Source organism: Streptomyces sp. NPDC001480 (assembly GCF_042894725.1).
Taxonomy (GTDB): Bacteria; Actinomycetota; Actinomycetes; order Streptomycetales; family Streptomycetaceae; genus Streptomyces.
Genome location: NZ_JBIAVX010000003.1, coordinates 15,092 through 36,125 on the forward strand (window position 1 = coordinate 15,092; position 21,034 = coordinate 36,125).

The window sequence follows — 21,034 nt, forward strand, 5'->3', positions numbered from 1 at the left end:
TAATCCCCCGCGAGGGGGACAGGGCGGCCGCCGGCCGCGCCGCGGATCGGGGGGTCTGCCATGAGCTCTGCCACGGGAGTCGAGACCGCAGGACACGGCACGAGGCTGCCGTGGGGCGACATCCTGCTGTCGGCGATCGCCGCCGTCAGCTGGGCGTTGATAGGGATGGCGGGTACGGCCGCGCTCGGGCTGCACCTCCTGCGGGCGGACACGGCGGGCTCACTGGGCCCGATGACCGCGGCTGTCGTGGCCCTGGGTGCGGGTGGTTCGGTGTCTCCGTCCGGCGATGTGTCGGCATTCGGTCTGAAGGGCGCCCAGGCGCACACCGCCATAGAGATCACGCCACTCGGGGTGAGCCTGGTCGGGGCCCTGCTGTTGTCGTGGTTCTTCCTACGGTCCCTGCGCGCGGCCGGAGTTGTGATCGCCCCCGCCGAACTCCTCGCGCGCGCGGGCACGGTGCTGGCGCTGTTCGTGGCGATGCTGGGCGGGCTGGCCTGGGCGGGACACGACGTCATCACCATCGACGGCGGTTCGCTCGGGCTCGACAAGCTGCCGGGCGCGGGCGGTGGCGGTGGCGGTGGCGGGATCAGCGTCCCCGGCCTCGGTGACCTCGGGGACATCGGCGGGCTGCTGCCCGACAGGATCGGCGACCTGATCCACGCCAAGGCGGCGGTCGGGTTCACCGTGGACACCGCGCCCACCGTGCTCGGCGGCCTCGGCTGGTGCGCCGGAATCCTGCTGATCGCGCTGCTCGCCTCGCGCCGCACCCCGCTGCCGACCGGCTGGGAGGCGGTGCACCGGGTGGTACGGCCCGCGGCTTCGGCGCTCGTCACCGTGCTCCTCGTGGCCGTCGGGGCGGGCCTCGCGGCGGCGGCGTACGCGGCGATCGGCGACGACCATCCCGCGCGGATCGCGGGCGCGGCGCTCCTCGGAGCGCCGAACGGCGTGTGGCTCGGCGTGCCGATCGGTCTGTTCGTGCCGTGGGACGGCAGGGCGACGGGAGCACTGGTGGGACTGCTGCCCGACCCGCTGGACAAACTCCTCGGCCCGGGGTCCGGCCGGTCGGTGACCATGGGGCGCCTCGCCGACCTGGACGGGCGGGTGTGGTTGCTGGGGGTCGCTGCGGCCCTGATGATGCTGTTGGCCGGACTGCTGACGGCGGTGCGGACCCCGGTGGAGGCCGGGTCCGGGGCGGCCGGTTTCGTGGGGCGGTGTGCGCTGCGGCTGGGCGTCGCCACCGCACTGACGCTGCCGCTGCTGGCCTGGCTGGCCGACGTCTCCGTGGACGCCTCGCTGTCCGTGCTGGGGTTCGACGCGTTCGGCGCCGGGGTCCAGCTGCACGGCCGTCTGGGCATGGCCCTGCTCCTGGGGGCCGCGTGGGGCGCGGGCGTGGGAGCCGCGGGGGCCCTGCTGGCCCTGAGGTTCGGGGCGGCGGGACGGGGGGCAGCGGCGCTGGCACTGGGTGACGAGCTCGCGCTGCCCTCCGACTCTTCCGGCCGGGCCGGGCCGTCGGGTCCCTACGCCCCCGGCACGCCGTACCGTCCGCCGAACCCGGACACCAATCCCTATCTGCGGATCCCGGAGGGGTTGCGGGAACGGGAGGGATTGCGGAAACCGAAGGGGGTGCGGGAAGCGGAGGGGCTGCGGGAACCGGAGGACGCGAAGGGTGCGTACGGCCCTGCCGGGTCGCCGGCGAGCGGCGACGTGTACAGCTCCCCCACCGTGGCCCGGCCGGTCGGCCCGCCCCCACCTCCGCCCCCACCGTCTCCTCCGCCGCCCTCGCCGCCGCGGGGGAAACGGAAAGGACGGCCGTGAGGCCCTGGAGGCCCTGCGAGGAACCGGCCGTGGCCCGCCCGTCGGAATCCGTCAACCGGAGCGACACCCACTGTTCCCTGTCCGCTGGTCGGACCGCACGGGCGGAAGGCACTGGGTGCCGGATACGGTGGTTACACCATGAGCGCTTCGCAGACCTCCGCCGCACAGGCCTCTGAGGTTCCCACCCTCCTCGTCAAGATCTTCGGCAAGGACAGGCCGGGCATCACGGCCGGCCTCTTCGACACCCTTGCCGCCTTCTACGTCGACGTGGTCGACATCGAGCAGGTCGTCACGCGTGGCCGCCTGGTGCTGTGCGCGCTCGTGACCCAGCCGCCCCCCGCTCTGGAGGGTGATCTGCGGGCCACCGTGCACAGCTGGGCCGAGTCGATGAAGATGCAGGCGGAGATCATCTCCGGTCGTGGCGACAACCGTCCGCGCGGTCTCGGGCGCTCCCTGGTGACCGTCCTCGGGCATCCCCTCACCGCCGAGTCGACCGCCGCGATCGCGGCCCGGATCGCCAAGACCGGCGGCAACATCGACCGTATCTTCCGGCTCGCCAAGTATCCGGTGACGGCGGTGGAGTTCGCGGTGTCCGGTGCGGAGACCGAACCGCTGCGCACCGCCCTGGTCACCGACGCTGCGGCGCTCGGCGTGGACGTCGCGGTCGTGTCGGCCGGGCTGCACCGCCGGGCGCAGCGGCTGGTGGTGATGGACGTGGACTCCACGCTGATCCAGGACGAGGTGATCGAGCTCTTCGCCGCGCACGCCGGCTGCGAGGACAAGGTCGCCGAGGTGACGGCGGCCGCGATGCGCGGGGAACTGGACTTCGAGCAGTCACTGCACGCACGCGTGGCCCTGCTGGAGGGCCTGGACGCCTCGGTGGTGCAGAAGGTGCGGGCCGAGGTACGGCTGACTCCGGGGGCCCGCACCCTGATCCGGACGCTGAAGCGGCTCGGCTACCAGGTCGGTGTCGTCTCCGGTGGCTTCACGCAGGTCACCGACGATCTGAAGGAGCGGCTCGGGCTGGACTTCGCCCAGGCCAACACGCTGGAGATCGTCGACGGCAGGCTGACGGGCCGGGTCACCGGCGAGATCGTGGACCGGGCGGGCAAGGCCCGGCTGCTGCGCCGGTTCGCGGCCGAGGCCGGTGTCCCGTTGTCCCAGACGGTGGCGATCGGCGACGGCGCCAACGACCTGGACATGCTGAACGCGGCGGGACTGGGTGTGGCCTTCAACGCCAAGCCGGTCGTCCGTGAGGCCGCGCACACCGCGGTGAACGTGCCGTTCCTGGACACGGTCCTGTATCTGCTGGGCGTCACCCGTGAAGAGGTCGAGGCGGCGGACACGCACGACGAGGGCTGAGCCGCCCTGGGCGTGCCGTGTACGCGGCACGCCCAGGGGGGTGTCACTCGGAGGGAGCCCAGTAGTCGGTGAGGGTGGCCGTGCCCGGTTCCAGGCTCTTCCAGGAGCCGGTGAAGGTCAGAACGGCGAAGGCGGCGGCGGGGAAGCCGCGGCGGTTCATCCGTTCGCGGGCGTCGTTCTCGTCGGAGGCGGCCAGGATGTCGGCGAGTCCGTGGATGCCCGGGTTGTGGCCGATCATGATCGCATTCCGCGTGTCGTCGTCGACTTCGTTGAGCACGGCGATCAGCTCACCGGGTGAGGCCTCGTAGACCCGCTCCTCGTAGATGGTTTTCGGCCGCTCTGGAAACTCGTGAACGGCGAGCTTCCAGGTCTCGCGGGTCCGGACGGCGGTCGAGCACAGGGCCAGATCGAGATGGAGGCCGGTGTCGGCCAGCTTGCGGCCGGCGACTGCGGCGTCCATGCGGCCCCGCTCGGCGAGCGGCCGCTCATGGTCGTTCACTTGTGGCCAGTCGGCTTTCGCATGCCGGAAGAGGACAATCCTGCGGGGTTCTGCGACGCTCATGACACCCAGCTTCGCATGAAACAGGCCATGGGGCGCAGGGAGTTGACATGCGGATTCGCGGGCGGGAGGCGTCCCGCCGCCAGGCGGACAGGGCCTAGCGGGTGATCAGCTGCTGGGCCCGTTCGAAGAGGTGGGTGAGGGCCGGGTCGCCGGTGGCGGCCTGGGCGTCCGACGGGTTGAGTATCAGCATCAGCAGGGCGACGAAGGCGAGCGCGGGCAGGGCGAGGGCCCACCAGGGCAGCCGGATGTCGACGCCGCCCGTGGTCGCCGGGTGGGGCCGGGTGTGCGTACGGGCCGCCATGCTCGCCTCCGCGGGTCTTCGAATGGTCCGTGGTCCGCCCGTCGCGGCCACATCTCGAAGTTACGGAATCCGCGCCCGCCCACCCATCCGGTGACCCACCCACTTGACCCTGACCCTGGCCCCCTAGGGGACGGTGGGGCTAACCCCACCACGGCGGCCGGGGGGCGGGGTCAGGGGGACGCGATGGTCGCGATGATGGCGATGACGACGAAGATGGCGAAGAACGAGCCGAAGACGATCAGCATCTTCTTCTGGCCGTTCTGGGGGTTCGGGTCGAGCACTGGCATGGGGCCAGTCTCGCACCCCCGGCACCCGGCGGGTCCGCCGGGGTGAGGCCCCGTGCCCCGAGTGGCGGATCAGCGTGCCGCCTCGTCCTCCACCGTCCGGTTCCGGCCCGCCAGGACGCCCACGGCCATCTGCGGCAGCATGAGGCCGCCCATGAGCGCGAGCGGCAGGCCCCAGCCGCCGCTGCTCTGGTAGAGCACGCCGACCAGGAGCGGCCCGGGGATGGAGATCAGGTAGCCGGTGCTCTGCGCGAAGGCGGACAGCTGGGCGACGCCCGCGCCGGTCCCGGCCCGCATGCCGACCATCGTCAGCGCCAGCGGGAAGGCGCAGTTGGAGACGCCGAGCAGCAGGGCCCAGGCCCAGGCGCCGCCGGCCGGCGCGAAGTACAGCCCGGCGTAGCCGGCCAGGCCGCAGGCGCCGAGGGCCAACACGATCGGACCCTGGTGCGGCAGCCGGGCGGCCAGGCGCGGGATGACGAAGGCCAGCGGCACGCCCATCACCATGGTGACGGCGAGCAGCAGGCCCGCCGTGCCCGCGGCCACGCCCGCGTCCCGGAAGATCTGCGGCATCCAGCCCATCGTGATGTAGGCGGCGGTGGCCTGAAGCCCGAAGAAGACCGCCAGCGCCCAGGCCGTACGGCTCCGGGTGATGCGCAGCGCTGGTTCCCGCCGCTCCGGAGGGGCCTGCCGCGCGGGCTCCCGGTCCGCGGGGGCCGGCCCCCGGTCCCGTACCAGTGGCAGCCAGGGCAGCACCGCGACGGCGGCGAGGGCCGCCCACACGGCGAGCCCGGCCTGCCAGCCGCCGCCCAGCATGTCGGTCAGGGGGACGGTCGCCGCGGCGGCGACCGAGGTTCCGGCGGCGAGTGCCATCGAGTACAGGCCGGTCATGGAGCCCACGCGGTCGGGGAACCAGCGCTTGACGATGACCGGCATCAGGACGTTGCTGACGGCTATGCCCATGAGGGCGAGTGCGCTGGCGGCCAGGAACCCGCCGGTGCTCCCGGCGTACGGCCGTATCAGCAGGCCCGCGGCGATGGCGACCATGCCGGCGCACACCACGGCGGAGGGGCCGAAGCGGCGGGCGAGGCGTGGGGCGGTGACGCCGAAGACGGCGAAGCACAGGGGAGGGACGGAGGTGAGCAGTCCGGCCACGCCGCCGCTCATTCCGAGGTCGTCGCGGACCTCCTCCAGGAGCGCGCCGAGGCTGGTGATGGCGGGGCGGAGGTTCACCGCGGACAGCACGATGCCGACGACGACCAGGCGCGTCGCCCACGCGCGCGTGACGGGTTCGGCCGGACCGGATCCACCGGCGGCCGCCTGGGTGCGGGGTGTGCGGGATGTCGTACGTGTTTCCTCGCGTGCCATGCCGACCATCATAGAATCATGGGATGATTGGTTGTCCATCCCTGGGCCGCCCGCTGCCCGCCCGCCTGTGCGAAGGTGTGCCATGCCCCTGAGCCACCCCCGTCGTTCGGCGCTGTCCGAGCAGGTCATCGCCGAGCTGCGCAATCAGATCACCTCGGGCGAGTGGCCGGTCGGCTCGCGCATCCCCACCGAGCCGGAACTGGTCGAGCAGCTCGGGGTCGCCCGCAACACGGTCCGCGAGGCCGTCCGCGCGCTCGCGCACAACGGCCTGCTGGACATCCGGCAGGGCTCGGGCACCTACGTCGTGGCCACCAGCGAGCTGGCGGGCGTGATGCACCGCCGCTTCGCCGACGCCGACCCGCGGCACATCGCCGAGCTGCGCTCCACCCTGGAGTCCTCGGCGGCGCGGCTGGCCGCCGAACGGCGCACCGAGAAGGACCTCAAGCAGCTCGACGCGCTCCTGGTGCGGCGCGAGGAGGCCTGGGAGTCGGGCGACGCGGAGGCCTTCGTGACGGCGGACGCGACCTTCCACCTGGCCGTGGTGTCCGCCTCCCACAACGACGTCATGACGGCGATGTACGCGGACCTGGGCGAGGTGCTGCGGGACTGGCTGCGCGCGGACGTCGGCGCCGAGCTCACGCCCGAGGCGCACATGGACCACAACCGGCTCGTGGACGCCGTCCGCGCGGGCGACGCGCAGGCGGCCGCCACGGAGGCCGCGAGCTATCCCTTCCTGTGCCGCCCGGGGCGGTTCAGCTCACCTTCTGGTGGCTGATCCAGACCGAGCCGACCTCCTTCCAGCACCGTCCCGCCAGCCGGACGGTCATCGCGGGCCCGGTGTCGACGGGATCGCCATCGGTGTCGAGGTCCCACCAGCGGGCGCACTCGATGTGCAGCCGCACGCGGTCGACGTCGACGTACGGGTTGTGGCAGTACGCCACCACGTGGGAGCCGCTGACGGCCGTACGGCACTCCGCCCCGAACAGCTCCGGGAACGGCGGCTTGCCGCCCTTCACGCGCGCGTGGGGCATCGCCTCGTACGGCAGGGAGAGCACGAGGGCCACTGCCACGGTCACCGAGGTCAGGCTGCGGGACAGGCGCACAAGAAGACCTCCTCGGCCGTGCTGGGGAGGGCATTCGCGAGGTGGACGCGCAATCCAGAGTGCGCCGTCCCGTGCCACGACGCCCGGCTGGTGGGCCGAACGGGTGACATGCCGGTGCCCTCGCCCTGTCCGGCGGACCGAGCCGTCCGGCGGACCGAGCCGGGACTTCGAGCACCGAATCTCCGCACCGCACCGCCCGCCGCTCACGGGTCGCACCCGAGGCCCGCCCGGCAACGCCGGAGGCCCGCACCCCGGAAGGGGGTGCGGGCCTCCGTACGGTCGAGCCCAGCGGCAGCGGTCAGGCGCCGATGGCGTGCAGGCCGCCGTCCACGTGGACGATCTCGCCGGTGGTCTTCGGGAACCAGTCGCTCAGCAGGGCGACGATGCCACGGCCGGCCGGCTCGGGGTCCTTGAGGTCCCACTCCAGCGGCGAACGGTCGTCCCACACGGAGGCCAGTTCACCGAAGCCCGGGATGGACTTGGCGGCCATGGAGCCGATGGGGCCGGCGGAGACGAGGTTGCAGCGGATGTTCTGCTTGCCCAGGTCACGGGCGATGTAGCGGCTGGTGGCCTCCAGGGCGGCCTTGGCCGGGCCCATCCAGTCGTACTGCGGCCACGCGAACTTGGCGTCGAAGGTGAGGCCGACGACCGAGCCGCCGTTCTGCATCAGCGGCAGGCAGGCCATGGTCAGCGACTTCAGGGAGTACGCCGAGACGTGCATGGCGGTGGCCACGGACTCGAACGGCGTGTTGAGGAAGTTGCCGCCGAGCGCGTCCTGGGGCGCGAAGCCGATGGAGTGCACGACGCCGTCGAGGCCGCCGAGCTCCTCGCCGACGACGTCGGCCAGACGTGCGAGGTGCTCGTCGTTGGTGACGTCGAGCTCGATGACCTTGGTGGGCTTGGGCAGCTTCCTGGCGATGCGCTCGGTCAGTGTGGGCCGCGGGAAGGCGGTCAGGATGATCTCGGCGCCCTGCTCCTGGGCCAGCTTGGCGGCGTGGAAGGCGATGGAGGACTCCATCAGCACACCGGTGATCAGGACGCGCTTGCCCTCGAGAATTCCGCTCATGGTGATCAGTGACCCATTCCCAGTCCGCCGTCAACGGGGATGACGGCTCCAGTGATGTACGAGGCGTCGTCCGAGGCGAGGAACCGCACCGTCGCGGCGATCTCCTCCGGCTGCGCATAACGACCGAGCGGCACCTGCGACACGATGTTCGTGCGCTGCTCGTCGGTGAGCGCCTTGGTCATGTCGGTGTCGACGAAGCCGGGGGCGACGACGTTGAACGTGATGTTGCGCGAGCCCAGCTCACGGGCGAGGGAGCGCGCGAAGCCGACCAGGGCCGCCTTGGACGCGGCGTAGTTTGCCTGTCCCGCCGAGCCGAGCAGGCCGACCACGGACGAGATCAGGACGACACGGCCCTTCTTGGCGCGCAGCATGGCGCGGTTGGCGCGCTTGACGACGCGGAACGTGCCGGTGAGGTTGGTGTCGATGACCGAGGTGAAGTCCTCCTCGGACATGCGCATCAGGAGCTGGTCCTTGGTGACGCCCGCGTTGGCGACCAGCACCTCGACCGGGCCGTGCTGCTCCTCGATCTCCTTGTATGCCTGCTCCACCTGCTCGGGGTCGGTGATGTCGCACTTGACGGCCAGGAAGCCGGCCGGCGGCTCACCCGAGCGGTATGTGATCGCGACCTTGTCGCCGGCGTCGGCGAAAGCGCGGGCGATGGCGAGGCCGATGCCCCGGTTGCCTCCGGTGACGAGAACCGAGCGGCTCAACGGATCACCCTTTCGATAGCGGTCTGACACACCGCCCGAACACCTGGATGACAGGCGGCTTCCCTCAAAAACCTATCGGTCCGGCCGCGCGCGGAGGCAAGCGGGCACCGACAGTGGCTTGCGCGAGTCGCTGTCGGGTTTCTACAGTCGGCCGCCGGGTCGGTCCGCGGGTGGCCGGCCCGTGCGTCGAGGAAGTGGCCGCGGTCCGGGGCTATTTCCCGGAAATGCGCTCGGTGAGCCGTGATTCACTGCTCGCGACGGTCATCACTGGCGAGCAGTCCGAAGGGATCCCACCCGTGCCCCATGAAATCGACCAAGCATTTCTGGCACTCCCCCTACGCGCCCTGGCCGACGCCGCGCTAGCCCGCGCGCGGGCGCTGGGGGCCGAGCACGCGGACTTCCGGTTCGAGCGGGTACGCAGCGCGTCGTGGCGGCTCCGGGACGCCAAGCCCGCCGGCTCGTCGGACACCACCGACCTCGGGTACGCGGTCCGGGTCGTGCACGGCGGGACGTGGGGCTTCGCGTCCGGGGTGGACCTGAGCCTCGACGCCGCCGCCAAGGTCGCCTCGCAGGCCGTGGCGATGGCGAAGCTCTCCGCGCAGGTGATCAGGGCGGCCGGGTCGGAGGAGCGCGTGGAACTGGCCGGGGAGCCGGTTCATGCCGACAAGACATGGGTCTCGTCGTACGAGATCGATCCGTTCACCGTGCCCGACGAGGAGAAGTCGGCGCTGCTGGCGGACTGGAGCGCGCGGCTGCTGGCGGCGGACGGGGTCGACCACGTCGACGCCTCGCTGCTCACCGTCCACGAGAACAAGTTCTACGCGGACACCGCGGGGACCGTGACGACGCAGCAGCGGGTGCGGCTGCACCCGCAGCTGACCGCCGTGTCGGTGGACGAGTCCAGCGGCGAGTTCGACTCGATGCGGACCATCGCGCCGCCCGTCGGGCGCGGCTGGGAGTACCTCACCGGCACCGGCTGGGACTGGGACACCGAGCTGGAGCGGATCCCGGAGCTGCTGGCCGAGAAGATGCGTGCGCCGAGCGTCGAGGCGGGGTTGTACGACCTGGTCGTGGACCCGTCCAATCTGTGGCTGACCATCCACGAGTCGATCGGGCACGCCACCGAGCTGGACCGGGCGCTCGGCTACGAGGCCGCCTACGCGGGCACCTCCTTCGCCACCTTCGACCAGCTCGGCAAGCTGAAGTACGGCTCGGAGCTGATGAACGTCACCGGCGACCGCACCGCCGAGCACGGCCTGGCGACCATCGGCTATGACGACGAGGGCGTCCAGGGGCAGTCCTGGGACCTGGTGAAGGACGGCACGCTGGTCGGCTACCAGCTGGACCGGCGGATCGCGAAGCTGACCGGGTTCGAGCGGTCGAACGGGTGCGCGTACGCCGACTCCCCCGGGCACGTGCCGGTGCAGCGCATGGCCAACGTGTCGCTCCGGCCGGATCCGGCCGGGCTGTCCACGGAGGACCTGATCGGGGGCGTCGACCGGGGCATCTACGTCGTCGGCGACCGGTCCTGGTCCATCGACATGCAGCGCTACAACTTCCAGTTCACCGGGCAGCGCTTCTTCAAGATCGAGAACGGGCGGATCACCGGGCAGCTGCGGGACGTCGCCTACCAGGCGACGACCACCGACTTCTGGGGCTCCATGGCGGCCGTCGGCGGGCCGCAGACGTACGTCCTGGGCGGCGCCTTCAACTGCGGCAAGGCCCAGCCGGGACAGGTGGCCGCCGTGTCGCACGGCTGCCCCTCCGCCCTCTTCAAGGGCGTCAACATCCTCAACACCACGCAGGAGGCCGGTCGATGAGCGCCCGTACCCACAAGCCGCACGAGGTCGTCGAGCGCGCTCTGGAGCTGTCCCGGGCCGACGGCTGCGTCGTGATCGCCGACGAGCACTCGACGGCCAACCTGCGCTGGGCGGGCAACGCGCTGACCACGAACGGCGTCACGCGCGGCCGTACGCTCACGGTGATCGCGACCGTGGACGGCCAGGAGGGCACCGCATCCGGTGTCGTGTCGCGGTCCGCGGTGACCGCCGAGGAGCTGGAGCCCCTGGTCCGGGCCGCCGAGGCCGCCGCACGCGGCGCCGGGCCCGCCGAGGACGCGCAGCCCCTGGTCACGGACGTACCGGAGTCCCCGGACTTCACGGACGCACCCGCCGAGACCTCCTCCGCCGTGTTCGCGGACTTCGCCCCGGCGCTCGGCGAGGCGTTCGCACGCGCGCGTGCGGGCGGCCGGGAGCTGTACGGCTTCGCCAACCACGAGCTGGTGTCGACGTACCTGGGGACGTCCACGGGCCTGCGCCTCAGGCACGACCAGCCCAACGGCACGCTGGAGGTCAACGCCAAGTCCCCGGACCGTACCCGCTCGGCGTGGGCGGGGCGCTCCACTCGCGACTTCAAGGACGTCGATCCGGGGGCGATGGACGCGGAGCTGGCCGTACGGCTGGGCTGGGCCGAGCGGCGGATCGAGCTGCCCGCGGGCCGCTACGAGACGCTGCTGCCGCCGACCGCGGTGGCCGACCTGCTGATCTACCAGCTGTGGTCGGCGTCCGGCCGGGACGCGGCCGAGGGCCGGACGGTGTTCTCCAGGCCGGGCGGCGGCACCCGTGTGGGCGACCAGCTGACCGAGCTGCCGCTGACGTTGCGCAGCGACCCGAACGAGCCGGGGCTGGAGTGCCCGCCGTTCGTGATCGCGCACTCCTCCGGGGGCGATCAGTCGGTGTTCGACAACGGGCTGCCGGTCCGCGGCACCGACTGGGTCGGCGACGGCCGGCTCAAGCACCTGACGACCACCCGGCACAGCGCCGGCCTGACCGGGCTGCCGGTGGCCCCGGCGCTCGGCAACCTGATCCTGGACGGCGGCGAGGACCGCTCCCTGGAGGAGATGGTCGCGGCCACCGAGCGCGGGCTGCTGCTGACCTGCCTGTGGTACATCCGCGAGGTCGATCCGGCGACGCTGCTGCTGACCGGGCTGACCCGGGACGGCGTCTACCTCGTGGAGAACGGCGAGGTGACCGGCGAGGTGAACAACTTCCGGTTCAACGAGTCGCCGGTGGACCTGCTCGGGCGGGCCACGGAGGCCGGGCGCACGGAGAAGACGCTGCCGCGGGAGTGGAGCGACTGGTTCACCAGGGCCGCCATGCCCGCGCTGCGGGTGCCCGACTTCAATATGAGCTCTGTCAGCCAGGGCGTATAACCTCGTACCTGATTAGTACCTGGTTACGCGCCCACTCGAGGAGATACGAGAACCGTGACGGACATCGTCGACGAGCTGAAGTGGCGGGGGCTGTTCGCCCTGTCCACTGACGAGGACGCTTTGCGCAAGGCGCTCGCGGACGGTCCCGTCACGTTCTATTGCGGTTTCGACCCGACCGCGCCGTCCCTGCACGTGGGGCACCTGGTGCAGGTGCTCACCGTGCGCCGGCTCCAGCAGGCCGGTCACCGGCCGCTGGCGCTGGTCGGCGGCGCCACGGGGCTGATCGGCGACCCGCGTCCGACGGCGGAGCGCACGCTGAACGCCCCGGAGACGGTCGCCGGCTGGGTGGACAAGCTGCGCCACCAGATCGAGCCGTTCCTCTCCTTCGAGGGGGAGAACGCGGCCGTCATGGTCAACAACCTCGACTGGACCGCGGGCCTGTCCGCGATCGAGTTCCTGAGGGACATCGGCAAGCACTTCCGCGTCAACAAGATGCTCACGAAAGACTCCGTGGCCCGCCGCCTGGAGTCCGACCAGGGCATCAGCTACACGGAGTTCAGCTACCAGATCCTCCAGGGCATGGACTTCCTCCAGCTGTTCCGGCGGTACGGCTGCACGCTCCAGCAGGGCGGCAGCGACCAGTGGGGCAACCTGACGGCCGGCCTGGACCTGATCCACAGGCTGGAACCGCACGCCAGTGTGCACGCGCTGGCGACGCCGCTGATGACCAAGGCGGACGGCACCAAGTTCGGCAAGACCGAGGGCGGCGCGGTCTGGCTCGACCCGGAGATGACGACGCCGTACGCGTTCTACCAGTTCTGGCTGAACGTGGACGACCGGGACATCTCGACGTACCTGCGGATCCTGTCCTTCAAGTCCCGCGAGGAGCTGGAGGAGCTGGAGAAGCAGACCGAGGAGCGTCCGCAGGCCCGGGCCGCGCAGCGCGCGCTGGCCGAGGAGCTGACGACGCTGGTGCACGGCGCCGACCAGACGGCCGCCGTGATCGCCGCGTCGAAGGCGCTCTTCGGCCAGGGCGAGCTGGCCGGACTAGACGACCGGACGCTGACGGCGGCCCTGTCCGAGGTACCGCACGTCCAGGTCGCCGAGCTCGGTCCGGTGGTCGACCTGTTCGCCGAGGTCGGTCTGGTGGCCAGCAAGTCCGCCGCGCGGCGCACGGTCAAGGAGGGTGGTGCCTACGTGAACAACGTCAAGGTCACCGCGGAGGACGCGGTCCCGGCGAAGGAGGACCTGCTGCACGGGCGCTGGCTGGTGCTGCGGCGCGGCAAGAAGAACCTGGCGGCGGTCGAGGTCACCGGCGCGTGACATACACCGGAGGGCGGCTTCCCGCGGGGAGCCGCCCTCCGGCGTACCCGCGGTCAGACCCGCTGCTCCTTCTTCCGGGTCCCCCACAGCGCCATGTACGCCATGTCGCCGACGGCCACGATGATGATCGCGGCGATCAGCTGGAAGAGGTGCCTGGTCCAGTCGATGCCCGGGGTCGCGGCGACGCCGAACGCGCGGGCGATCGCGTTGCCCGCGACGGCGCCCAGGATGCCGAAGATGGTGGTCAGCCAGAGCGGGCTGTGCTGCTTGCCCGGGATGACCGCCTTGGCGATCAGACCCAGCACGAATCCGACGATGATCGCCCACAACCAGCCCATGACTGCCTCCTCGTACGGCTCGACGTGAGCACTACGCCCAGTCTCGGCGTGTCCGTCGTACGACGCATGTCGGATACGGCCGGCGGATGTACGGTCCTACGTGACCCGGCTGAGGGCGTTCGCCCAGGCAGGGGGGTGCCCCGGTCTCGAAGGCGGCGCAGCCGCGGCGTACCGTGGAATGCGGGGAGAGGCCGATGCGGGCGGATGGTGGAATGTGATGCGGAAGCAACATGGCGGCGGCAACGTCCAGGTGTTCCGGATCACCGGAGCCCGGACGGGCCTGGCGGAGGACGTGCGCGGCCGGCAGCGCCGGTACGTCATCTCCATGACGATCCGCACGGTCGCGGTGATCCTCGCCGCCACCCTCTGGAACGTCGAACGGCACGTGGCGATCGTGGCACTGGTGCTCGGGGCGACCCTGCCCTATATCGCCGTGGTGGTCGCCAACGCGGGCCGCGAACGGGCGCCGGGTCTGCCGTCGACCTTCGTGACCGCGCCGACCCAGCCGATGATCGCTCCGCCCACGAACGACACGCAGGCGGAACCCGTGCCGGAGGACGTACCGGCGGAGCCCACGGCGGGAGTCCGGGGTGAGCGGTCCGACCCCGTGTGACCATCACAGATGGCCCGCGGGCGGACGTAGGCACCGTGCCAAGCTCAAGAAAAGCTCAGATCAATCATGCTGTTCCAGTGCCGGGCGAAGGGTTACCCGTGACATACTTCGTACGCGCTCCGCATCCCCCGTCGGAGCGACGGACCGACGCCGGGCAGCTCCCCCCGTGGCTGCTCGGCGTCGCCTTTTGTCTGCCGTGTGTGAGAACGAAGCCGTGACTGACGAGACTCCCATCTGCTCCGCCAAGGGCTGCCGTACCGATGCCGTGTGGGTGCTGGCGTGGAACAACCCGAAGATCCACACGCCGGACCGGCGCAAGACGTGGCTGGCCTGCGAGGAGCACCGTGAGCACCTGTCGCAGTTCCTCGGAGTACGCGGTTTCCTGAAGGACGTTGTCCTGCTCGCCGAGTGGGAGTCGGCCGGGCAGGCCTGACCGATCCGGCCTGACGGATCAGCCGCCGATCGCCGACATCGGACGGTCCGGCTGCACGAACGACGGGTCGTCCAGGCCGGCGCCCGCCTTCTTGCCCCACATGGCAAGGCGCCAGATGCGGGCGATCTCCTCGTCGGGGGCGCCGGAGCGCAGGGCGGCGCGGAGGTCCGTCTCCTCGGTGGCGAAGAGACACGTGCGTATCTGGCCGTCGGCGGTGAGGCGGGTGCGGTTGCAGGCCGCGCAGAACGGGCGGGTGACGGAGGCGATGACGCCGACGCGGTGCGGGCCGCCGTCGACCAGCCATCGTTCGGCCGGGGCGGAGCCGCGTTCCCCTTCGCCCTCGGGGGTCAGCTCGAAGCGGGTGCGCAGCGAGGCGAGGATGTCTCCCGCGGTGACCATGCCCTCGCGCTTCCAGCCGTGCTGGGCGTCCAGGGGCATCTGCTCGATGAAGCGCAGCTCGTAGTCGTGCTCCACGGCCCAGGCCAGGAGGTCCGGGGCCTCGTCCTCGTTCAGACCCGGCATGAGGACCGTGTTGACCTTCACCGGCGTCAGCCCGGCCTCGCGGGCGGCCCGGAGACCCTCGATCACGTCCTTGTGCCGGTCACGGCGGGTGAGCCTCTTGAAGACGTCCGGGCGGAGGGTGTCGAGGGAGACGTTGACCCGGTCGAGGCCTGCCGCCTTCAGGGCGTTCGCGGTGCGTCCAAGGCCGATGCCGTTGGTGGTGAGGGACGTCTGGGGGCGGGGTTCCAGGGCCGCGACGCGCTCGACGATCCCGACGAGGCCGGGGCGCAGCAGGGGCTCACCGCCGGTGAAGCGGACCTCGGTGATGGCGAGGGAGGTGACCGCGATGTCGATCAGGCGGACGATCTCGTCGTCCGTGAGCAGGTCGGGCTTGGCAAGCCACTGCAAGCCCTCCTCGGGCATGCAGTACGTACAGCGCAGATTGCAGCGGTCGGTCAGCGAGACCCTCAGGTCGGTGGCCACCCGGCCGAATGTGTCGATGAGCACGTGGGCCCCCTCCCCTGTCGGAACCGTGACGATCGATCGTCGACCGTCCCTTGCGAGCCTACGCGACACCACTGACAGCGACACAGATCCGATCCCACCACATGGGACGCGGCCGCGTCGTAGGGTCCTACGGTCCCCACGACGCGGCCGCTCGTACCGGCCTCAGTGCGCCCCGGTTCCGGTCAGGGACCGCACCTCCAGCTCCGCGTACTTGCCGGCGTCGGGCGTCTCCTTCGACAGCAGGGTGCCGACGACGCCCAGCAGGAAGCCGACCGGGATCGAGATGATGCCCGGGTTCTCCAGCGGGAACCAGTGGAAGTCGACGTCGGGGAACATCGACGTCTCCTTGCCGGAGACCACCGGGGAGAACAGCACGAGGCCGACCGCGGTGACCAGGCCGCCGTAGATCGACCACAGGGCGCCCGAGGTGGTGAACCGCTTCCAGAACAGGCTGTAGAGGATGGTCGGCAGGTTGGCGGAGGCGGCGACCGCGAAGGCCAGGGCGACCAGGCCGGCCACGTTCAGGTCGCGGGCGAGGGCGCCCAGCAGGATCGAGACGGCGCCGATGCCGACCGTGGCGTACCGGGCCGCGTTGATCTCCTGTTTCTCGGTCGCCGTGCCCTTCTTGATGACGTTGGCGTAGATGTCGTGGGCGAAGGAGGAGGACGAGGCCAGGGTCAGGCCCGCGACGACCGCGAGGATCGTGGCGAAGGCGACCGCGGAGATGGTGGCGAGCAGGATGGCGCCCCAGTTGGAGTCCACTCCGCCGAGGTGGAGGGCCAGCAGGGGCGCTGCCGTGTTGCCCGCCTTGTTGGAGGCGATGATCTCGTCCGGCTTGATCAGCGCGGCGGCGCCGAAGCCGAGGGCGAGGGTCATCAGGTAGAAGGTGCCGATCAGGCCGATCGCCCAGATGACCGACTTACGGGCGGCCTTGGCGGTGGGAACGGTGTAGAAGCGGATCAGGATGTGCGGCAGGCCCGCCGTGCCGAGGACGAGGGCGATGCCCAGGGAGATGAAGTCCAGCTTGGTGGTGCCCGTGGCGCCGTACTTCAGGCCGGGTTCCAGGAAGGCGGAGCCCTTGCCGCTGTTGTCGGCGGCCTTGCCCAGCAGATCGGAGATGTTGAAGTGGAACTTCAGCAGGACCAGGAAGGTCAGCAGCAGGGCGCCCGCGATCAGCAGCACGGCCTTGACCATCTGGACCCAGGTGGTGCCCTTCATGCCGCCGATGGTGACGTAGACGATCATCAGGACGCCGACCAGCGCCACGATGCCGATCTTGCCGCCGTCGCTGGTGATGCCGAGCAGCAGCGAGACCAGGACGCCGGCGCCGGCCATCTGGGCCAGCAGGTAGAAGATCGACACGACGATCGTGGAGGTACCGGCCGCCGTGCGGACGGGGCGCTGGCGCATCCGGTACGCCAGCACGTCGCCCATGGTGTAGCGGCCGGAGTTGCGCAGCGGCTCGGCGACCAGGAGCAGGGCGACCAGCCAGGCGACCAGGAAGCCGATGGAGTACAGGAAGCCGTCGTAGCCGAAGAGGGCGATGGCGCCCGCGATGCCGAGGAAGGACGCGGCGGACATGTAGTCGCCGGAGACGGCGAGGCCGTTCTGGAAGCCGGTGAACTGCCGTCCGCCGGCGTAGAAGTCGGCGGCGTCCTTGGTCTGACGGCCGGCCCAGACGGTGATGACGAGGGTCGCGGCGACGAAGACCGCGAACAGGGTGATGATCAGCGGCCGGTGCTCGCTCGCCTCGCCGGCCGCCAGCACGCTCTGCTGCAAGTTGCTCATGCGCCGCCCTCCATCCGGGACTTGATGGCCTCCGCCTTGGGGTCGAGGTGAGCGGCGGCGCGCCGCGCGTACCACCAGGCGATCAGGAACGTGGTGAGGAACTGGGCGAGGCCCAGCACGAGGGCGACGTTGACGTTGCCGGCCACCTTGGTGCCCATGAAGTCGCCCGCGTAGTTGGAGAGCAGGACGTACAGCAGGTACCAGGCGATGAAGGCCACGGTCAGCGGGAAGGCGAAGGAGCGGTAGGAGCGGCGCAGTTCACCGAACTCCGCGCTCTCCTGCACCGCGGCGAACTCCTCGGTGGAGGGGAGTCGGGGCTGGGTCTTCGAGGGGGGCGGTGTCTCGGTAGCCACGGAGTCTCCTCGTGTCGCGGGCGGTTTGCGGCGGGGGGCTCGATCCTGCTCGGGCTCCCTGTCGAAGGTCCACGGCGCCACGCGAGGACCGGTTCAAGTCCTATGAGTTCTTTCGGAAGTCGTCTGCCGTGGTCATTGCTGGCCGGTGAGGCGCCGGGATAGCTTCGCCCTGCACAACTAGTCATGTACCTGCCCGAGGAGCACCTGTGTCTCGGGCCGGTTTCGTTTTCGGATGACCTCGGATGATGTGGAGATCCCATGTCTCATCTGCGCTCCAGACGCCGGCTCGCCCTCGCCGTGCCCGTCGTGCTGTCGCTGACCGCGTCGCTCGGCTTCCTCCCGTCCGCGGCATCGGCGGCCCCGACGACGGCTGAGGCGACCCGCGCGGCGGACGGCCCGAACCTCGCGTACCTCGTCAACACGAGGACCGACCGCCACACCATCGCGTCGGTGCAGAAGGCCATCGAGGCGGCCGGCGGTTCCGTCGTGGTGACGTACGACAGGATCGGCGTGATCGTCGTCCACTCCGCCGACCCGGAATTCGGCAAGCGGATCCGCGCGGTGCGCGGAGTCCAGTCGGCGGGTGCCTCGCGGACCGCGCCGCTCAGTGCCGCGGGTACGACGGACGAGGGGGCGGTGCAGGTCCTGTCGAAGGCGCAGGCCGCGAAGCTCGCGAAGGGCGCGGCGGCGGGCGAGGAGCCCCTGGAGGCCGACCAGTGGGATCTGCGGGCGATCGGCGCCGACAAGGCCGCGCGGATCGACCCGGGCAGCAGGCGGGTGACCGTCGGTGTCATCGACACCGGCGTCGACGACACGCATCCGGACATCGCCCCGAACTTCTCCGCCTCCCAGTCCGCGAACTGTGTGAGCGGCAAGGCGGACACGACGTACGGCGCCTGGCGGCCGGTGGACGCCGACCACTACCACGGCACGCATGTCGCGGGTGAGATAGCCGCGGCCCGCAACGGCATGGGCGTGGCGGGGGTGGCCCCGGGTGTGAAGGTCGCGAGCATCACCGTGGCCCAGCCGGACGCGAACTCGCTGTTCTTCCCCGAAAGCGTGGTCTGCGCCTTCGTGTTCGCCGCCGATCACGGCATCGAGGTGACGAACAACAGCTACTACGTTGATCCGTGGCAGTACAACTGCGTGGACGACCCTGATCAACGTGCCATCGTCGACGCGGTCAACAGGGCCCAGCTGTACGCCCAGCGCAAGGGCACGCTCAATGTGGCCGCCGCGGGCAACTCCAACGACGACCTCGACTCGGACGCCCTGGTCGACGCCTCCAGCCCCGACGACACGACGCCCACGACGCGGACGGTCGACCCGCACGAGTGCTTCGACGTGCCGACCCAGCTGCCCGGCGTGGTCACGGTGAGCGCGACCGGCGTCAAGGGCGCCAAGTCCTACTACTCCAGCTACGGCAAGGGCGTCGTCGACGTGGCGGCCCCCGGCGGCGACAAGTTCCAGATCCCGGACACGCCATCCAAGAACGGCCGCATCCTGTCGACCCTGCCGAACGGCCAGTACGGCTTCCTCCAGGGCACCTCGATGGCCTCCCCGCACGTGGCCGCCGTGGCCGCGCTGCTGAAGTCCGCCCACCCGCACGCCACCCCGGCGCAGCTCCAGGCGCTGCTCAAGGCCGAGGCGGACAACCCCGGCTGCCCGAGCGACCCGTACGACGGGGACGGCGACGGTGTCGTGGACGCGACCTGCGTGGGCGGCAAGCGGGTCAACGGCTTCTACGGGTCCGGCATCGTCAACGCGCTGCGCGCGGTCAAGTAGGCCAGGCATCGACGACCTCCGCCGAACTCCGCCGAACCCTGACCAACTCCGACGAACTGGAGAGACAAGACCTATGACAGCGTCCCACCGGCACCACCGTCGCGCCCTCGCCCTTCCGCTCGGGACGGCGATGGCGACGGCCCTCGCCTTTCTGCCGAACGCCCCCGCGACGGCGGCCCCGGCCGCACCGTCCGCCGCGACCGCGGCGGACGCGACCTCGCTCAGCTACGTCGTCAACGTCCGCCCCGGGCACGCCGCTTCCGCGCGCGTGGAGAAGGCCATCGGCGAGGCCGGCGGCTCGGTCGTGATCGCCTACGACCGGATAGGCGTGATCGTCGTCCACTCGTCGAACCCCGGCTTCGCCACGGCGATACGCAAGGTGCGCGGCGTCGACTCCGCCGGCGCCACCCGCACCGCGCCGCTGCCCGCGCAGTCGACCACCGACGTCGGGACACCGAAGGCGCTGAGCGACGAGCAGGTCGCGGACGCGCGGGCGGCCGACGGGCAGGACCCGCTGGAGCCCCTCCAGTGGGACCTGCCGGCCATCAAGGCGGACAAGGCGCACGAGAAGACCCTCGGCAGCCGGAAGGTCACCGTCGCCGTCGTCGACACCGGTGTCGACGACACCCACCCCGACATCGCGCCCAACTTCGACCGTGCCGCCTCCGCCAACTGCGTCTCGGGCAAGCCGGACACCACCGACGGGGCCTGGCGCCCCAGCGCGAGCGAGAGTCCGCACGGCACGCACGTGGCCGGTGAGATCGCGGGAGCGAAGAACGGCGTCGGCATCACGGGCGTGGCGCCGGGCGTGCGGGTCGCGGGCATCAAGGTCGGCAACCCGAACGGCTTCTTCTACACCGAAGCCGTGGTCTGCGGCTTCGTGTGGGCGGCCGAGCACGGCGTGGACGTGACCAACAACAGTTATTACACCGACCCGTGGTACTTCAACTGCACCACCGACCCGGACCAGAAGGCGCTGGTGGACGCCATCACCCGTGCTTCACGGTATGCCGAGCGCAAGGGCGCGGTGAACGTCGCCGCGGCGGGCAACGAGAGCTACGACCTGGCGTCCGACTCGATCACCGACCCGGTCTCGCCGAACGACTCCACCCCGTCGGACCGGGTGGTCGACCCGCACAAGTGCTACGACATCCCCACCCAGCTGCCGGGTGTCGTGACGGTCGCTGCGACCGGCGCCAAGGGGATCAAGTCGTCCTTCTCCAACTACGGCCTGGGCGTGATCGACATAGCCGCCCCCGGCGGCGACTCCACGGCCTACCAGACGCCGGAACCCCCGGCCACCAGCGGCCTCATCCTCGGCCCGCTGCCCGGCGGCAAGTGGGGCTACATGGCGGGCACGTCCATGGCGACCCCGCACGTCGCCGGTGTCGCCGCATTGATCAAGTCAACCCACCCGCACGCCTCCGCGGCCCTGGTGAAGGCCCTCCTGTACGCCGAGGCCGACGCCACACCGTGCACCGACCCGTACGACATCAACGGCGACGGCAAGGTCGACGCGGTGTGCGAGGGCCCGAAGAACCACAACGGCTTCTACGGCTGGGGCACGGCGGACGCACTGGCGGCCGTGACGAAGTGAGGAGAGGCGGGCCCCGC

The 21,034-nt window shown here is 71.0% G+C and carries 21 protein-coding genes; 10 read left to right on the plus strand and 11 right to left on the minus strand.

Annotated elements, in window-relative coordinates; translation table 11 throughout:
- Positions 1 to 60 precede the first annotated feature (60 nt).
- Together ACFY01_RS07320 and serB are read left to right on the plus strand one after the other, a co-directional pair.
- A complete protein-coding gene (locus ACFY01_RS07320; protein WP_390734699.1) occupies positions 61 to 1,815 on the plus strand; it encodes a streptophobe family protein in 1,755 nt (584 codons plus the stop codon).
- A 138-nt stretch (positions 1,816 to 1,953) separates the two neighbouring features.
- Positions 1,954 to 3,177, plus strand: coding sequence for a phosphoserine phosphatase SerB (serB, locus tag ACFY01_RS07325; protein ID WP_390734700.1), 1,224 nt, complete (start codon positions 1,954 to 1,956; stop codon positions 3,175 to 3,177).
- Positions 3,178 to 3,220: 43 nt separating this feature from the next.
- On the opposite strand, the gene ACFY01_RS07330 is transcribed toward serB, so the two are convergent.
- The 4 genes from ACFY01_RS07330 to ACFY01_RS07345 form a co-directional block, all read right to left on the minus strand.
- On the minus strand, positions 3,221 to 3,739 hold the full coding sequence (locus tag ACFY01_RS07330) for a SixA phosphatase family protein (protein ID WP_390734701.1): 519 nt from the start codon (positions 3,737 to 3,739) through the stop codon (positions 3,221 to 3,223).
- A 94-nt stretch (positions 3,740 to 3,833) separates the two neighbouring features.
- Positions 3,834 to 4,040: a hypothetical protein gene (locus ACFY01_RS07335; protein ID WP_390734702.1), complete on the minus strand. Its 207-nt coding sequence runs from the start codon at positions 4,038 to 4,040 to the stop codon at positions 3,834 to 3,836.
- Between the two features lie 170 nt (positions 4,041 to 4,210).
- Positions 4,211 to 4,327 (minus strand): SGM_5486 family transporter-associated protein, encoded by a 117-nt coding sequence (locus tag ACFY01_RS07340; protein ID WP_389157556.1) that lies wholly within the window; start codon positions 4,325 to 4,327, stop codon positions 4,211 to 4,213.
- A gap of 69 nt (positions 4,328 to 4,396) precedes the next feature.
- On the minus strand, positions 4,397 to 5,689 hold the full coding sequence (locus ACFY01_RS07345; protein ID WP_390734703.1) for a CynX/NimT family MFS transporter: 1,293 nt from the start codon (positions 5,687 to 5,689) through the stop codon (positions 4,397 to 4,399).
- Positions 5,690 to 5,771: 82 nt separating this feature from the next.
- Here ACFY01_RS07345 and ACFY01_RS07350 point away from each other — a divergent pair, with 82 nt between their 5' ends.
- Positions 5,772 to 6,464, plus strand: coding sequence for a FadR/GntR family transcriptional regulator (locus tag ACFY01_RS07350; protein WP_390734704.1), 693 nt, complete (start codon positions 5,772 to 5,774; stop codon positions 6,462 to 6,464).
- On the opposite strand, the gene ACFY01_RS07355 is transcribed toward ACFY01_RS07350, so the two are convergent.
- From ACFY01_RS07355 to fabG, 3 genes are all read right to left on the minus strand, one after another.
- The gene (locus ACFY01_RS07355; protein ID WP_390734705.1) at positions 6,442 to 6,792 is read right to left on the minus strand and encodes a hypothetical protein; all 351 of its coding nucleotides are present in this window, start codon (positions 6,790 to 6,792) and stop codon (positions 6,442 to 6,444) included. The two genes, ACFY01_RS07350 and ACFY01_RS07355, sit on opposite strands and share 23 nt — an antisense overlap.
- 298 nt (positions 6,793 to 7,090) lie before the next feature.
- Positions 7,091 to 7,858, minus strand: coding sequence for an enoyl-ACP reductase FabI (gene fabI, locus ACFY01_RS07360; protein WP_390734706.1), 768 nt, complete (start codon positions 7,856 to 7,858; stop codon positions 7,091 to 7,093).
- Between the two features lie 5 nt (positions 7,859 to 7,863).
- Positions 7,864 to 8,568 carry a 3-oxoacyl-[acyl-carrier-protein] reductase gene (gene fabG / locus ACFY01_RS07365; RefSeq protein WP_390734707.1) on the minus strand — a complete coding sequence of 235 codons (705 nt, stop codon included), beginning with the start codon at positions 8,566 to 8,568 and terminating at the stop codon, positions 7,864 to 7,866.
- Positions 8,569 to 8,864: 296 nt separating this feature from the next.
- On the opposite strand from fabG, the gene ACFY01_RS07370 reads away from it, so the two are divergent.
- The 3 genes from ACFY01_RS07370 to tyrS are packed head-to-tail and all read left to right on the plus strand — an operon-like array spanning position 8,865 to position 13,102.
- The gene (locus ACFY01_RS07370) at positions 8,865 to 10,388 is read left to right on the plus strand and encodes a TldD/PmbA family protein (protein WP_390734708.1); all 1,524 of its coding nucleotides are present in this window, start codon (positions 8,865 to 8,867) and stop codon (positions 10,386 to 10,388) included.
- Positions 10,385 to 11,779 (plus strand): metallopeptidase TldD-related protein, encoded by a 1,395-nt coding sequence (locus ACFY01_RS07375; protein ID WP_390734709.1) that lies wholly within the window; start codon positions 10,385 to 10,387, stop codon positions 11,777 to 11,779. Before ACFY01_RS07370 ends, ACFY01_RS07375 begins: the two co-directional genes overlap by 4 nt.
- Positions 11,780 to 11,833: 54 nt before the next feature.
- Positions 11,834 to 13,102 carry a tyrosine--tRNA ligase gene (tyrS, locus tag ACFY01_RS07380; protein ID WP_390734710.1) on the plus strand — a complete coding sequence of 423 codons (1,269 nt, stop codon included), beginning with the start codon at positions 11,834 to 11,836 and terminating at the stop codon, positions 13,100 to 13,102.
- Between the two features lie 53 nt (positions 13,103 to 13,155).
- On the opposite strand, the gene ACFY01_RS07385 is transcribed toward tyrS, so the two are convergent.
- The gene (locus ACFY01_RS07385; protein ID WP_390734711.1) at positions 13,156 to 13,440 is read right to left on the minus strand and encodes a GlsB/YeaQ/YmgE family stress response membrane protein; all 285 of its coding nucleotides are present in this window, start codon (positions 13,438 to 13,440) and stop codon (positions 13,156 to 13,158) included.
- A 217-nt stretch (positions 13,441 to 13,657) separates the two neighbouring features.
- Between ACFY01_RS07385 and ACFY01_RS07390 the strand changes: the two genes are divergently transcribed.
- Complete coding sequence (locus ACFY01_RS07390; protein WP_390734712.1) at positions 13,658 to 14,053, plus strand: DUF3099 domain-containing protein; 396 nt, start codon at positions 13,658 to 13,660, stop codon at positions 14,051 to 14,053.
- Between the two features lie 214 nt (positions 14,054 to 14,267).
- Positions 14,268 to 14,486, plus strand: a complete 219-nt coding sequence (locus ACFY01_RS07395) for a hypothetical protein (RefSeq protein ID WP_390734713.1) — start codon at positions 14,268 to 14,270, stop codon at positions 14,484 to 14,486.
- An 18-nt stretch (positions 14,487 to 14,504) separates the two neighbouring features.
- Here the strand turns inward: ACFY01_RS07395 and moaA are convergent, their stop codons facing one another.
- The 3 genes from moaA to ACFY01_RS07410 all read right to left on the minus strand — a co-directional run bounded on the left by moaA (position 14,505) and on the right by ACFY01_RS07410 (position 17,635).
- Positions 14,505 to 15,494 carry a GTP 3',8-cyclase MoaA gene (moaA, locus tag ACFY01_RS07400; RefSeq protein WP_390734714.1) on the minus strand — a complete coding sequence of 330 codons (990 nt, stop codon included), beginning with the start codon at positions 15,492 to 15,494 and terminating at the stop codon, positions 14,505 to 14,507.
- A gap of 162 nt (positions 15,495 to 15,656) precedes the next feature.
- Positions 15,657 to 17,282, minus strand: coding sequence for a cation acetate symporter (locus ACFY01_RS07405; protein ID WP_390734715.1), 1,626 nt, complete (start codon positions 17,280 to 17,282; stop codon positions 15,657 to 15,659).
- Positions 17,279 to 17,635 carry a DUF485 domain-containing protein gene (locus ACFY01_RS07410; protein WP_132854639.1) on the minus strand — a complete coding sequence of 119 codons (357 nt, stop codon included), beginning with the start codon at positions 17,633 to 17,635 and terminating at the stop codon, positions 17,279 to 17,281. The genes ACFY01_RS07405 and ACFY01_RS07410 overlap by 4 nt, the downstream gene beginning before the upstream one ends.
- Before the next feature lie 258 nt (positions 17,636 to 17,893).
- On the opposite strand from ACFY01_RS07410, the gene ACFY01_RS07415 reads away from it, so the two are divergent.
- Positions 17,894 to 19,420 carry a S8 family serine peptidase gene (locus tag ACFY01_RS07415; RefSeq protein WP_390734716.1) on the plus strand — a complete coding sequence of 509 codons (1,527 nt, stop codon included), beginning with the start codon at positions 17,894 to 17,896 and terminating at the stop codon, positions 19,418 to 19,420.
- A 73-nt stretch (positions 19,421 to 19,493) separates the two neighbouring features.
- A complete protein-coding gene (locus ACFY01_RS07420; protein WP_390734717.1) occupies positions 19,494 to 21,017 on the plus strand; it encodes a S8 family serine peptidase in 1,524 nt (507 codons plus the stop codon).
- Positions 21,018 to 21,034: the final 17 nt, after the last annotated feature.